The 12,708-nt window shown below is 72.5% G+C and carries 13 protein-coding genes and 1 pseudogene; 5 read left to right on the top strand and 9 right to left on the bottom strand.

Annotation, left to right across the window (positions count from 1 at the left end; genetic code table 11):
• Nucleotides 1–582: 582 nt before the first annotated feature.
• Both tyrS and E1269_RS31035 read right to left on the bottom strand, forming a co-directional pair.
• Nucleotides 583–1,866, bottom strand: a complete 1,284-nt coding sequence (tyrS, locus tag E1269_RS31030; RefSeq protein WP_131901966.1) for a tyrosine--tRNA ligase — start codon at nucleotides 1,864–1,866, stop codon at nucleotides 583–585.
• Between the two features lie 119 nt (nucleotides 1,867–1,985).
• Nucleotides 1,986–2,603: a DNA-3-methyladenine glycosylase gene (locus tag E1269_RS31035; protein ID WP_239001090.1), complete on the bottom strand. Its 618-nt coding sequence runs from the start codon at nucleotides 2,601–2,603 to the stop codon at nucleotides 1,986–1,988.
• A gap of 91 nt (nucleotides 2,604–2,694) precedes the next feature.
• Here E1269_RS31035 and E1269_RS31040 point away from each other — a divergent pair, with 91 nt between their 5' ends.
• Complete coding sequence (locus E1269_RS31040) at nucleotides 2,695–3,066, top strand: VOC family protein (protein ID WP_131901970.1); 372 nt, start codon at nucleotides 2,695–2,697, stop codon at nucleotides 3,064–3,066.
• A 9-nt stretch (nucleotides 3,067–3,075) separates the two neighbouring features.
• Here the strand turns inward: E1269_RS31040 and E1269_RS31045 are convergent, their stop codons facing one another.
• The 5 genes from E1269_RS31045 to E1269_RS31065 all read right to left on the bottom strand — a co-directional run bounded on the left by E1269_RS31045 (nucleotide 3,076) and on the right by E1269_RS31065 (nucleotide 6,251).
• Nucleotides 3,076–3,354 carry a DUF6510 family protein gene (locus E1269_RS31045; RefSeq protein ID WP_131901972.1) on the bottom strand — a complete coding sequence of 93 codons (279 nt, stop codon included), beginning with the start codon at nucleotides 3,352–3,354 and terminating at the stop codon, nucleotides 3,076–3,078.
• Between the two features lies 1 nt (nucleotide 3,355).
• Nucleotides 3,356–4,126 carry a ferredoxin reductase gene (locus E1269_RS31050; RefSeq protein WP_420810695.1) on the bottom strand — a complete coding sequence of 257 codons (771 nt, stop codon included), beginning with the start codon at nucleotides 4,124–4,126 and terminating at the stop codon, nucleotides 3,356–3,358.
• A complete protein-coding gene (locus E1269_RS31055; RefSeq protein ID WP_131901976.1) occupies nucleotides 4,096–4,692 on the bottom strand; it encodes a molybdopterin-dependent oxidoreductase in 597 nt (198 codons plus the stop codon). The genes E1269_RS31050 and E1269_RS31055 overlap by 31 nt, the downstream gene beginning before the upstream one ends.
• Nucleotides 4,693–5,001: 309 nt before the next feature.
• Nucleotides 5,002–5,208, bottom strand: a complete 207-nt coding sequence (locus E1269_RS33175; protein WP_203434261.1) for a hypothetical protein — start codon at nucleotides 5,206–5,208, stop codon at nucleotides 5,002–5,004.
• A gap of 23 nt (nucleotides 5,209–5,231) precedes the next feature.
• Nucleotides 5,232–6,251, bottom strand: coding sequence for a DNA polymerase IV (locus E1269_RS31065; RefSeq protein WP_203434262.1), 1,020 nt, complete (start codon nucleotides 6,249–6,251; stop codon nucleotides 5,232–5,234).
• Between the two features lie 92 nt (nucleotides 6,252–6,343).
• Here E1269_RS31065 and E1269_RS31070 point away from each other — a divergent pair, with 92 nt between their 5' ends.
• Nucleotides 6,344–7,894 carry an alkaline phosphatase D family protein gene (locus E1269_RS31070; protein ID WP_131901980.1) on the top strand — a complete coding sequence of 517 codons (1,551 nt, stop codon included), beginning with the start codon at nucleotides 6,344–6,346 and terminating at the stop codon, nucleotides 7,892–7,894.
• A gap of 25 nt (nucleotides 7,895–7,919) precedes the next feature.
• Here the strand turns inward: E1269_RS31070 and E1269_RS31075 are convergent, their stop codons facing one another.
• Nucleotides 7,920–8,717, bottom strand: a complete 798-nt coding sequence (locus E1269_RS31075) for a hypothetical protein (protein ID WP_131901982.1) — start codon at nucleotides 8,715–8,717, stop codon at nucleotides 7,920–7,922.
• Between the two features lie 168 nt (nucleotides 8,718–8,885).
• On the opposite strand from E1269_RS31075, the gene E1269_RS31080 reads away from it, so the two are divergent.
• Nucleotides 8,886–9,269 carry a VOC family protein gene (locus E1269_RS31080; RefSeq protein ID WP_131901984.1) on the top strand — a complete coding sequence of 128 codons (384 nt, stop codon included), beginning with the start codon at nucleotides 8,886–8,888 and terminating at the stop codon, nucleotides 9,267–9,269.
• Nucleotides 9,270–9,284: 15 nt separating this feature from the next.
• On the opposite strand, the gene E1269_RS31085 is transcribed toward E1269_RS31080, so the two are convergent.
• Complete coding sequence (locus tag E1269_RS31085; protein WP_131901986.1) at nucleotides 9,285–11,585, bottom strand: transglutaminase TgpA family protein; 2,301 nt, start codon at nucleotides 11,583–11,585, stop codon at nucleotides 9,285–9,287.
• A gap of 105 nt (nucleotides 11,586–11,690) precedes the next feature.
• On the opposite strand from E1269_RS31085, the gene E1269_RS31090 reads away from it, so the two are divergent.
• Both E1269_RS31090 and E1269_RS31095 read left to right on the top strand, forming a co-directional pair.
• Nucleotides 11,691–12,119 carry an MmcQ/YjbR family DNA-binding protein gene (locus E1269_RS31090; protein WP_131901988.1) on the top strand — a complete coding sequence of 143 codons (429 nt, stop codon included), beginning with the start codon at nucleotides 11,691–11,693 and terminating at the stop codon, nucleotides 12,117–12,119.
• A gap of 342 nt (nucleotides 12,120–12,461) precedes the next feature.
• Nucleotides 12,462–12,708, top strand: a pseudogene (locus E1269_RS31095) (hypothetical protein); the annotation flags it as partial.

The raw sequence follows: 12,708 nt of genomic DNA on the forward strand, positions 1-12,708 counted from the left end.
ATCATCAAAGGAACCCCAAACCCACCCCAAACAGGGCAGGCACGAGGACACAAACAAAAATTGGCGTCAACAAACAACCATCAAAAACACACTGTTGAGTTCTCAAAAATCGGACGCACCCACATGACCCCGGCAAGGGGATCCGCGCGAGGCGCTGTGGTTCTCTGAAAGATTCGCTTCGGTCACGCCGGTGATCAAACCGGACTTGGACGGTCCCGATCGGACCCCTGCCCGAAGCAGCTCCTTCAGCCTACTGCATCCGGCCTGCCGAGACAAAGCCGTTTGCGGTTCCGCCCGCCAGCCTGACCGGGCCCGAACATGGGCCTGCTCAGATGTGCTGATAAGGGTGGGACTCTTGGGCCGGCCACCAGTGTTTCGGTGTCCCGCTCCCCGCGAGCCGAAGAGAAACTTACGCACCTCGCGGCGTCGAGTCAAATCGTGGCGCGGCCGATCTCTGTGACGCCCGTCTCAGCCGTGTTCGCCCAGGTCAGGCCGTTGTGGATCGACCGCGCCCTGCCGCGCCCAGCCCTGCCGCCCAGCCCTGCCGCCCAGCCCTGCCGCACCCAGCCCGGCTGCACTCGGTCAGGCGGGCCCGATCTCCACGCCGCCGACAGTCCGCTTGCCGCGGCGCAGCACGAGCCAGCGTCCGTGCAGCAGCTCGTCGCGCTGTGCCCGGGCGTCGGCCGCGGTCCCGGGGTCGAGCCGCACGTTGTTCACGTACGCCCCACCGTCCCCGATGGCGCGTCGTGCCGCGGACCGGGAGTCGACCAGGCCCGCCGACATGAACAGGTCGACGTAGGTCGGCAGCTCCTCCCCTGCTTGGAGCTCCGGGGCACCAGCTTCGTCGAGCGCGGCCTTGAGGGTGCCGGCGTCGAGCTCCTCCAGTGCGCCCATGCCGAACAGGGCACGAGAGGCCGCCACCACCTTCGCGGTCTCGTCCGCGCCGTGCACCAGCGATGTGACGTCCTCGGCCAGCGCGCGCTGGGCGCCGCGGGCTGCCGGCCGCTGGACCAGCTCCTGCTCGAGGCTGCCGATCTCGTCGCGGTCGCGGAAGCTGAACACCTTGAGGTAGCCGATGACGTCGCGGTCGTCGGCGTTCATCCAGAACTGGAAGAACGCGTACGGGCTGGTCATCTCCGGATCGAGCCAGACCGTGCCGATCTCGGTCTTGCCGAACTTGGTGCCGTCGGCCTTGGTGACCAGCGGCGTGGCCACGGCATGCACCGACCGTCGCTCCACCCGGTGGATCAGGTCGACGCCGCTGGTGAGGTTGCCCCACTGGTCGCTGCCACCGGTCTGTAGGACGCAGCCGTACCGGCGGTGCAGCTCCAGGTAGTCCATGCCCTGCAGGATCTGGTAGCTGAACTCGGTGAAGCTGATGCCCTGCTCGCTGCCCAGCCGGGCGCTCACCGTCTCCTTGGAGAGCATCCGGCTGACCCGGAAGTGCTTGCCGATGTCGCGCAGGAAGTCGATGGCCGACAGCTGCGCGGTCCAGTCCAGGTTGTTCACCATCCGCGCCGGGTGCGGCCCGTCGAAGTCCAGCAGCGGCTCGATCTGCTTGCGGATGCGCTCGACCCAGCCAGCGACGGTGTCGCGGTCGTTCAGGGTGCGCTCGGCGGTCATCTTGGGGTCGCCGATGAGCCCGGTCGCGCCGCCGACCAGCGCCAACGGGTCGTTGCCGGCCAGCTGGAGCCGCCGCACGGTGAGGATCTGGACCAGGTTGCCGATGTGCAGGCTCGGCGCCGTCGGGTCGAAGCCGCAGTAGTAGGTGACCGGACCGGCCGCCAGGGCGGCGCGCAGCGCCTCCTCGTCGGTGGACAGCGCGATGAGCCCACGCCAGTGCAGCTCGTCCAGGATGTCGGTCACGGTGCCTGGTCTCCTCATAGGTGTGCGGTTGTGCTGACCCACCCATGATTCCGCACCGGCGGCCCGCACCGCATGTCAGATACCCGCCGACGACGGTGTCAGGTCCCTTCGGCGCCGGGTCACCGCCGGCGGCGAAGAACGTGCGGCCGGTACGTCGACACCGTCGGCTCGCCGTCCAGCCAGAACCGCCACGGGAACTCGTCGCCGTTGCCGCCGGGACCGCTCACGCCGACCCGTGGCCCGTTGCGCACCAGGTCGCCGTCCGCGCGTGGGCCGGCCAGCAACGCCGTCGTCGAGGGTGACCCGCACAGGTCGGCGCCGTCGTCGGAGCGGCCCAGCCCCAGCGCCGAGGCCAGCCGGGCCGGTCCGCGGGCCAGGTCGCGTGCCGACCGCGCGGCCGGACGCCGGCTCGCCGCGAGCTCCGCGCCGTCGACCACCTCGCCGGCACGCAGCAGCACCGCCGTCGCCGTCCCTTCCTCGCCGCACACGACGTTGGCGCAGAAGTGCATGCCGTAGGTGAAGTAGACGTAGAGGTGACCGGCCGGGCCGAACATCACGGCGTTGCGGGCGGTGCGGCCGCGGTAGGCGTGCGAGCCGGGGTCGTCGGCGCCCATGTACGCCTCAACCTCGGTGAGCCGGACCGCCACCGCCCCCTCGGGCGTCTCGTGCCGGATCACGCAGCCCAGGAGGTCGGGTGCGACGTCGATGCCGGGGCGGGCGAGGAACCGTCGATCCACCGCGCCAGTATCGGTGCCGGGCGTCGGAGGCGCCGGACCGGGTACGGGAGCGATCGGGGAGATCGGACCACCACCGACCGAGAGGACCGCGATGACCAGCAGCATCAGGCAATGGACCCTGGACGTCCACGACGTGGACCGGATGGCCCGATTCTGGTCCGAGGCGCTCGGCTACCGCATCGTGTCGCGCGGCAACGGCTCGGTGAAGCTGTGGCCGAACGACGGCGCCGGCGCGGGTGCGCTCCCGGTCTGGCTGCAGCCCAGCGCCGGTCCCAAGCACGACAAGAACCGCAACCACCCGGACCTCGTGGCCACCGACCGCACCGCGGCCCAGGAGGTCGAGCGGCTCCTCACCCTCGGCGCGACCAGGGCCGATGTCGGTCAGACCGGACGCGAGGGCTTCACCGTGCTGGCCGACCCGGAGGGCAACGAGTTCTGCGTCCTCGACGGCGAACCCACCTGACCCCGCGCGTCACCCCGCCGGCAGCGACACCCGCAGGCTCGCCGTCCCGCTCAGGTCCAGCCAGGCCGCGTCCGGGCCGCGCACCAGCCGCAGCATCACCTGTTCGCAGCCCGGGCACCGCGCGACCAGACCGGGCGCGTGCGTGTACACCCGCAGGCCGGCGACCGGCCCGCTGCGGCCGCAGCCCGTGCAGCGGCTGGTGGCAGTCGTGACGTCGACGGCGAACAGCTCGCCCAGCGGGCCGGCCAGCGCGTTGCCGTCCTCGTAGTCGTCGGAGTATTCGCTCATGTCACCCTCCTGAGCCGGACGGACCGAAGCGCTCGGTCCGGATTCGCCGTGGATCGTGTCCCTGATCCACCAGAGCACTGGCCGCGGCCTCGACGAACCCCGTCGGGCCGCAGACGTAGCAGCTCGGCTCTAACGACGCCGGCCAGCCCAGTGACGCCAGGTCGGCGGCGGTGATGCGCCCGGGCGGCCGCGACCAGCCGTCCGGTGCCGACCGCGTGTAGACGACGGCGACGTCCAGGCCGCCGTCGTCGCGGGCGGATCGGCGCAGCTCGGGCGTGTAGTACTGGTCCGCCGGCGAGCGCACGGAGTAGACCAGCCGGAACGGCGCCCGGCTGCCGGTCTGCCGGCGCGTGCGGATCATCGCCATCAGCGGCACGATGCCCGAGCCACCGGCCACCAGCAGCACCGGCGCGGGGTCCGCCGGCCGCCACACGAACCAGCCGCCGACCGGGCCGCGCACCTCGATCGGGTCGCCGACGGCGTACGTGTCGGCCAGGTAGGCGGAGACCTCCCCGTCGGCGATGCGCTGCACGGTCAGCTCGATGCGGTCGCCGTCGGCCGGCGCGGCCAGCGAGTAGCTGCGCTGGGCGCTGTAGCCGTCCTCGTCGGTGAGCCGGACGTCGACGTGCTGCCCGGACAGGTGGCCCGGCCAGTCCGGCACGTCCAGGCGCAGCGTCCGGGCCGTCGCCGTCTCGTCCTGGGTCTCGGCGAGGGTGGCGACGCGCCAGGTCAGCCGGGCGCTCAATCGCCCTGGTAGCGCTGTTCGCGCCACGGGTCGCCGTAGTCGTGGTAGCCGACGCTCTCCCAGAAGCCGGGCTCGTCGTCCGGGAGCAGTTGGATGCCGCGAACCCATTTCGCGGACTTCCAGAAGTACAGGTGCGGCACGAGCAGCCGGGCCGGGCCGCCGTGCGGTGGCGAGAGCTCGGCACCCTCGTACTCATAGGCCACCCACGCCTTGCCGTCGAGCAGGTCCTCCAACGGGAGGTTCGTGGTGTAGCCGCCGTAGGAGTGCACGAGCGCGTAGTCGGCGGCGGTCTCGACGTCCTCCATCAGCACGTCGACGGATACGCCCCGCCAGGTCGTGCCCAGCTTGGACCATTTCGTCACGCAGTGGATGTCGACCGTGGGCTCCTGCGCCGGCAGTGCCTGCAGCTCGTCCCACGTCCACCGATGCCGCACCCCAGCCTCGGTGACGACGACGAACTCCCATTCCAGCTGCGGGATGCGCGGCGTCGGACCCGCCGACAGCACCGGGAAGTCCTGTGTGAGGTACTGCCCGGGCGGTAGCTCGACGTCGTCGCGCCGGCGTCGCCGGAACCCTGGAGACACGATGCCCATCGGCCACCACCCCCGTCGCACGGCTCTTGGCCGCCATGCTTGCGCGCCGACGGCCGCCGCGTCCAGTGGTCCGCGCCGCTCGGCTCGGCACGGCGCTCGCTGCAACGCGCGTAGCGTCCCGGGCCGATCAAGCACGCAGTGCCGAGTCCTCGTCCGGGTCGGTCACGACGGCCACGCGGGCGATCCGTCCGTCCCGCACGAGCAGAACCCGCAGGTGGTGCTCGTGACCGGACGACGTCATCGTGGAATCGCGTCGCTTGAGGCGGCACACGACATGCCGGCCCCAGACCTCCACCCCGACGAGATCGACTACTGGTCGCGCAACTGGCCGCGGCGCAAGAAGCCGGCGCGGATCTCGTCGGCGCCGCGCTGGACCATCTGGCCGTCGACGATGCGGGTGGCGTCGTCGGTGAACAGCGTCATCAGCTCGTCGATACCGCCACCGCCGCTCGTCGTGCAGTGGTCCAGGCGGCGGCTGTAGGCCAGCGCAAGTTCGATCATCGCGGTCTCGTTCACCCACGTCACCATAGGCGCTGGTGTCAGGTCCCGAACTCGGCGCGGACGCCGAGCAGGCGGACCGGGCGACGGTCGGTGAACCGCTCCAGGACCTCGAGGGCCGCGGCGGCGATGGCGTCGGCGTCGCTCGTCGGCGCGGGCAGTTTGCGCCCGTGGGTCGAAGTGAAGAACGGGGCGTAGCGGACCTTGACGACGACGCGGACGGCGGGGCGGTCTTCGGCGACGACGTCGGCGGTGACCTCGTGCGCGAGCCGCACGATCTCGCGGCCGACCTCGTCCCAGTCGTCGATGTTGCGTTGGAAGGTGCGTTCCCGGCCGCGCGAGCGGGCCAGCCACGGCTCGCCGCTGACCCGGGCCGACGCCACGCCGCGGGCGATGCGGACCAGCCAGGGCCCGATGGTGGGCCCCATCTGTGCGGCCACGACGTCCGGGTGCGTGGTAGCGAGCTCGCGGACGGTGTGGATGCCCATGCCGGCCAGCCGCTTCGCGGTCTTCACCCCGATGCCCCACAGCGCGTCGGTGGGCCGGTCGCCGAGCACCTCGAACCAGGTGTCGTAGGTGAGCGTGTAGACGCCGGCCGGCTTGCCGAACCCCGTCGCGAGCTTGGCCTGCAGCTTGTTCTCGCCGACGCCGACGGTGCACTCCAGCTCGGTGGCCTCGCGCACCCGCTGCTGGATGCGCCGGGCGGTGCCGGCGGGGTCGGCGTCGCCGGCGTCGACGAAGGCCTCGTCCCAGCCCAGCACCTCGACCACGCCGAACTCGCGGAGCGTGGCCATGACGTCCTCGGACACCGCCTCGTAGGCCGGCTTGTCGACCGGCAGGAAGATGGCATCGGGGCAGCGCTTCAGCGCGGTGCGCATGGGCAGCCCGGAGTGCACCCCGTGCTCGCGCGCCTCGTACGACGCGGTGGCCACGACGCCGCGCTTGCTTGGGTCGCCGTCGCCGCCGACGACCACCGGCCGGCCGCGCAGCTCGGGGCGGCGCAGCACCTCGACCGCCGCGATGAACTGGTCGAGGTCGACGTGCAGAACCCAGCGGGACACCCGTTCATTGTGGCCGCTCCCACCGACAGCGTCGCGCCGAGGATTCATCCGGCATACACGGACACGTCGCCTGCCGGGGCCACCATGCCGCCATGGCTGATCTCACCCGGCGAAGGCTTCTGACCGGCTCGCTCGCCCTCGGAGCCGCCACCACGCTCGGCAGCGTCCTCCCCGCGGCCGCGGCGCCGGCCCTGGTCCGCTCGGGCCGTCCGTCGCTCACCCACGGGGTGCAGTCCGGCGACGTCGGACGCACGTCCGGCACCGTCTGGGCCCGCGCGGACCGGCCGGCCCGGTTGGTCGTCGAGGTGTCGCGCGACCCGTCGTTCCGCGGCGCCCGGCGCGTACGCGGCGGCATCGTGACGCCCGACACCGACCTCACCGGCCGGGTCCTGATCGAGGGCCTGCGCCCTGGCAGCAAGCTGCACTACCGCGTCACGGCCGAGGACCCGGACACGGGCGCGGCCGGCGAGCCGGTCGTGGGCCGGCTGCGCACCGCGCCGGCGCACCGCGACGACCTCCGGTTCGTGTGGTCAGGCGACATCGCCGGTCAGGGCTGGGGCGTCAACCCGGACCTGGGCGGCTTCCGGATGGCCGGCACGATGCTCGACCTCGACCCTGACTTCTTCCTGTGCAGCGGCGACACCATCTACGCCGACGGCCCGGTGACCGAGACCGTCGCGCTGCCCGGCGGCGGCACCTGGCGCAACCTCGTCATCCCGGAGAAGACGAAAGTGGCCGAGACGCTCGACGAGTACCGCGGCCAGTACAAGTACAACCTGCTCGCCGACAACTGGCGCGAGTTCCTGGCAAGGACCCCGCAGGTCAACCAGTGGGACGACCACGAGGTCACGAACAACTGGTACCCCGGCGAGATCCTGGCCGACGGCCGCTACACCGAGAAGCGGGTCGACGTGCTGGCCGCCCGTGCCCGGCGCGCGTTCTTCGAGTACCTGCCGATCTCGCCGACGTACGCCGACGGCGCCGGCCGTGTCTATCGCAAGATCGAGTACGGCCCGCTGCTGGACGTGTTCGTGCTGGACATGCGCACCCACAAGGACGCCAACACACCGGGTACGGAGACCGTGCCGGACGGCGGCGTGCTGGGCGCCGAGCAGACCTCCTGGCTGACCCGCGAGCTGAAGAGGTCGCGCGCGGTGTGGAAGGTCATCGCCGCGGACCTGCCGATCGGGCTCATCGTGCCGGACGGCGAGGCGCAGGAGGGCATCGCGAACGGCCGGCCCGGCGCGCCGGCGGGCCGGGAACTCGACATCGCACCGGTGCTGTCGTTCCTCAAGCGGGAGCGCATCCGCAACCACGTCTGGCTCACCGCCGACGTGCACTACACCGCCGCGCACCACTACTCCCCCGAGCGAGCCGCCTACACCGACTTCGACCCGTTCTGGGAGTTCGTCTCCGGCCCGCTCAACGCCGGTGCGTTCGGCCCGAACACGCTGGACCCGACGTTCGGCCCGGAGGCCGTGTTCGTCGAGGCGCCGCCGGCCGCGAACACCTCACCCGCGCAGGGCTTCCAGTTCGTCGGCGAGGTGGCGATCGACGGGCGGACGGCGCAGCTCACCGTCCGGCTGATCGGCGTCGACGGCTCCGTGCGCTGGCAGACGACGCTGGACCCGCAGTCCCGCTGAGGACGGTCGGAGTCCAGCTGGGTAGTCAGCGGGTCTCGCCGGGCGAAGGGTCGTCGGTGGCGTCGCGCCAGACATCTGCCGGCTTCGCCTCCGCCTCCGGCGAGCCGGCACCGCCGTCGGCCGGTTCCGGACCCGGCGTCGACGGCGGCCCGGCGTCCTCCGCTTCGGGCGCGGTGTCGACGGAGACCGGCACCGTGCCGGCGGCCGGCAACGGCTCCGCCCGCCCCGACGGCGAGCGCTCGGCGTCGTCGTCGGGACGGTCGGCGTCCGTGGCGCCACTGAGGAACTCGCGGATGCGCTGACCGTACGTGGCGGCCTTCTCGGGGTCGACGGGGAACGTGACGTCCTCGACGATGCGTGCCACGGTGTCGCGCACGCGCGACTGCCCGACGTTGGCGGCGGCTCCACCGATGATCGAACTGACCTGGTCCGACACCGACGACAACGTGTCCTCGACGAGCTCACGCAACCCGGACTCGTGGATCGGGCAGCGCGGCAGCGTCGAGCGCTCGGGACGCGAGAGGCGCTGCCGGCGCCGCCAGGCGGGGTCGTGCAGGTAGTCACGGCCCTCGACGGTGTAGCGGCAGATCAGCCCGGCGTCGGCCAGCGCGGTGAGGTCCGCGGACATGGCCGCCGCAGGGTGTTCCTCGATGCGCAGCGGCCACAGCATGCCGTTGAGCACGGCCGGCTGGTCGACCGCGCGGCCCTCGTCGTCGAGGGCGGTCGGGAGGTAGACGTAGGTGTACGCGGTGGCAAGCGGCAGCGCGGCGACACGCTCGTCCTGGATGTCGCCCGACGGGATGGTTCGAGGGCTCTGTGCCATGATCGGCTCCTCCGTGGTCGCACGACGTTCCGGCTCTCTCGAATCTACGCCAGAACCACCCCGTGGCATCGACCAGCACTCCCCCGACCGCAACGGGGCTCATTGGCCGGAACGGGGTTTACGCTGGCGACATCCGGCACACGCTCCGCGATGCCATAGGGGGCCGTCATGAGCGGACAAGTCGTGCACTTCGAGATCCCGGCGGACGATCTCGACCGAGCGCGTGAGTTCTACCGCGCGGCGTTCGGCTGGAACCTGCAGTCCATGGCCGAGGTGAACTACACCGTCGTGTCGACCACGCCGACCGACGACCAGGGGAGGCCGACGAGTCCGGGCGCGATCAACGGGGGGATGTTCCGCCGCGGTGAGCCGGTCGACACGCCGATCATCACCATCGACGTCCCGGACATCGACGCCGCGCTCGCATCCGTGGAGTCCCTGGGAGGCACGATCGTCCACCCCAAGCAGGCTGTGCTGGACATGGGTTATGCCGCCTACTTCCGCGACAGCGAGGGCAACGTGATGGGCCTCTGGGAGAACGCCGTCCGCTGATTCAGGGTCCGACGGCTAGCCGGCCGGGCGCGGGCGTGGCGGCGTGCCCCCGCGTCCAGCCGCCGCTCCGGTGGCCGGCCAGAGCCGGGCCAGGAGGCGCCGCGCGGCCGGCCGCGACCGCAGCAGGGTCCGCCGCAGCATCGCGACGTCGCGTTCCAGGGTCGGCACCGGATCGACGTGTGGGCCGTACCGGGCCCGCTCGACCGCCCGGACCACGCCGTCCAGCAGCCGCCGCGACTCCTGGTCCAGCTCGACGATCTCGGCCAGGCGGTGCGCGGTGACTCGCGGGCTGGCGAGGGAGGCGCGGGTCAGGCCGAGGTCGAGCGCCATCAGCCGCAGGTCGGCCCACGCGGCCTCGGCGGCCAGCGCCGGTGTCGCGGCGGCGCGGCGCCACCGCCGCCGGTGCTCCCGCCGGGACGACACCGATCGTGCGGCCACCGCCAGGGCGATCGTGGCCGCTGCGGCGCCGCCGAGGAGCCACGCCAGCGACCCGCCGTCGACGCCGGTGATGCCCGGTTCGCCGTCGCCGGGCAACCCCGGCATGCCGGCCGACCCGCCGGCCGAGCCGGTCGGCGCGGCACCGGGCCGGTCACCGTCGGGCCGGTCACCGTCGAGCTGGCCGGCGTCGGGTTCGGTGTCGTCAGGGATGCCGGTACCGCGGTCCGGCGGCGTCGGCTCGAACCCGACCCAGCCGGTGCCGGCGAAGTAGAGCTCGGGCCAGGCGTGTGCGTCGTGTGCGCTGACGATGTACCGGCCGTCGTCGGCACGCTCGCCGGGCAGGAACCCGACCGCGAGGCGGGCCGGGATGCCGAGGCTGCGGGCCATCACGGCCATCGTCGCGGCGTACTGCTCGCAGTAGCCGCGGCGGTCCTCCAGGAACGTCACCAGCGACGCGGCGGAGCCGCCCTGGTCGACGACGTCGAGGTCGTAGGTGAAGCCGCCGCCGGCGCGGAACCACTCCTCCAGCGCCCTGGCCTGGTCGTAGCCGGTGGCGGCACCGCCGACGGCCTCCTCGACGTACGGGCGGATCGTCTCGGCCAGCCCGTCGGGCAGCTCCCGCATCGGGTCGAGGCGGTGCCCGGGGTCGGTGGCGTCCCGCATCGCCTCCGGGTCGGCGGCGACGTCCACCGCCTCGACGTGGTAGCTGGTCCCGCGCGGATCGTCGGTCGGCGAGACGACGGCGAGGGTGGCGGCGTCGTAGTACCACTCCCCCTCGATGTCGACGTAGCGCGACGGATAGGGAAGCGGGAGCGACCGCCACGGATAGTCGTCGGTGAGCGTGAGGTCGTAGCCGATCAGGGTGACCTCGGTGGCGGCGAGCCCTGGCGGCGGCGGCAGGCCGACCTCGACGCGGCCGAGGATGTCGCCCCCGGCCTGGTGCCACTGCCGGCCGTCGAACTCGCCGTAGACCGCGGACCGCAGGTAGGGCGGGTCGCCCGACCACGTCGTGAACTCGATCACCGTGACGTCGTCCGGACGGCGCAGGTTGCGGTGGATGTCGACGATGGGGTCCTCGCCCGGCGCCGGGGCACTGGCCCAGCGCTCGACGTCACCCCAGCGGCCGGGCAGGACCCCGTCGCCGACGCCGGGCAGCACGGCCGGCACCGCGACCGCCGCGACCAGCGCCAGGCCGCCGACCCGCCGGGCGGTTCTGGCCAGGGCGGTGCCCGGACGCTTCGGGAGCCCCGCGGCGTCGACGGCGCAGCCGCGGCCCCAGTGGGTGACGTGCCGCGTGTGTTCGACGGCGAGCAGCAGCAGGTAGCCGCAGGCCGGCGGGACGAACCACGCCCACGGCACGCCGTTCGGCAGCACCCCGGCGGCGACGAGATACGCCGAGGCGAGGATCGGCCCTGCCAGCGCCACCCGCCGCAAGGCGACCGCGACCAGGTCCACCGCCACGGCCATGACACCGACACAGCCCACCAGCAACACCACGACCCCTGGATCGACGGGCACGGGCGCGGCGTGCTCGCGCAGCGTGGCCACGCCGGCACCGGCGGTGTCGCCCAGCCGATCGGCCCATTCCGGCGACGGCACGAAGGCCCGCCAGCCGACGGCGCCGGCCGACCACGCGGCCGGTCCGCCGAGGGCGGCCAGCACACCCAGCCACCAGGTCACCAGCGCGGTCTGGATGACGACCACCGTGGTGGCCGGCAGCCGGACCCGTCGCAGTGCCCATCCCGCCGTCGCGACCAGGACGATCGGCACCGCGGCGACGACCAGCCAGCGGTCGGCCGCGGTGACCGCGGCCAGCGGGGCGGCAGCCAGTAGCGACGCGGTGGCCGCCACCGCGGTGGACCGCGTCGTTCCGGACACTCGTCACCTCCCCCCGCAGGGATGACGCCGCTTCCGCCCGTTGAGTTGCATCGTAACGCCGCAGGTCGCCCGCATGGGCCTACGCTGCGGGTTTACGCTAGGCCGATGAAGGCCCGCGACGCGGATCGGCCGGCGACGGCCGCGGACGTGCACGACCTGGCGCTGGCGATGCCACATGTCAGCGTCTACCCCGGGACCGCCGAGAACCCCGTCTACCAGGTGGGCGGCAAGTCGTTCGTCTTCTTCCGCAATCCGCGCCCCGACGCCGTCGACCCGGAGACGGGCGAGCGCTACCGCGACGTCATCGTCCTGTGGGTCGAGTCGGAGACGGAGAAGCAGGCTCTGGTCAGCGACCCGACGACACCGTTCTTCACCACGCCGCACTTCGACGGCCACCTGTCGGTGCTCGTACGCGCCAGCCGGCTGGGCGAGCTGACCCGCGCGGAGCTGGCCGAGCAGATCCAGGACGCCTGGCTGGCGCGCGCATCGCCGCGCCGGGCCGCGACGTGGCTCGCCGCCCACCCGCCACGGTGAGCAGGAGCAACCGGAGCGCGTGGGACGACGCCTCACAGCACCTACGCGAGCTCCTCGGGCCGGTGCTGGCCACGTCACCCGTCGTCGTGCATCCCCAGAGCGGGCGCCCAGCGTCCGGTCGACGCCAAGGACGCCGGGCTCCCACGTCGCGGAGTTGCGGAGTCGAACACATGTTTGATATTGTGCGTGGTGAAGCTGAGACGAGCACTCCTTTTGGTGTCTGGTCTTGTCACGGTCACATCGCTCTTTGGTGTGGTCGTCCGCCCCAGCCGGTCGGTGAACGCGGGTGGCGCGCTCGTGCGTCGGGCGCATCGGGAACCGATCCGGAAGGGGCGCACCCGAGTGTCCACTCTGACATCCGCCGGCGACGACTCGGCCCGCGATGATCCCGCCGGCGGTATTGCCGCCGGCGCGCCAGGCGTGGGGAAGCTCGTGGGACTGCCACCGGGGCCGCAGCTGGCCGCCGCGCTCGCCGAGGTCGACCCGGCCGAGCTGCCCACCCACGATGTCGTGCTGGTGGCGCGAGCGTGGGAGCGGCTCAAGGCCCACGCCGAGGCGCAGCAGGTCCGGGTGTTCGCCGAGCTGGCCG

Source organism: Jiangella asiatica, from assembly GCF_004349065.1.
Taxonomy (GTDB): Bacteria; Actinomycetota; Actinomycetes; order Jiangellales; family Jiangellaceae; genus Jiangella; species Jiangella asiatica.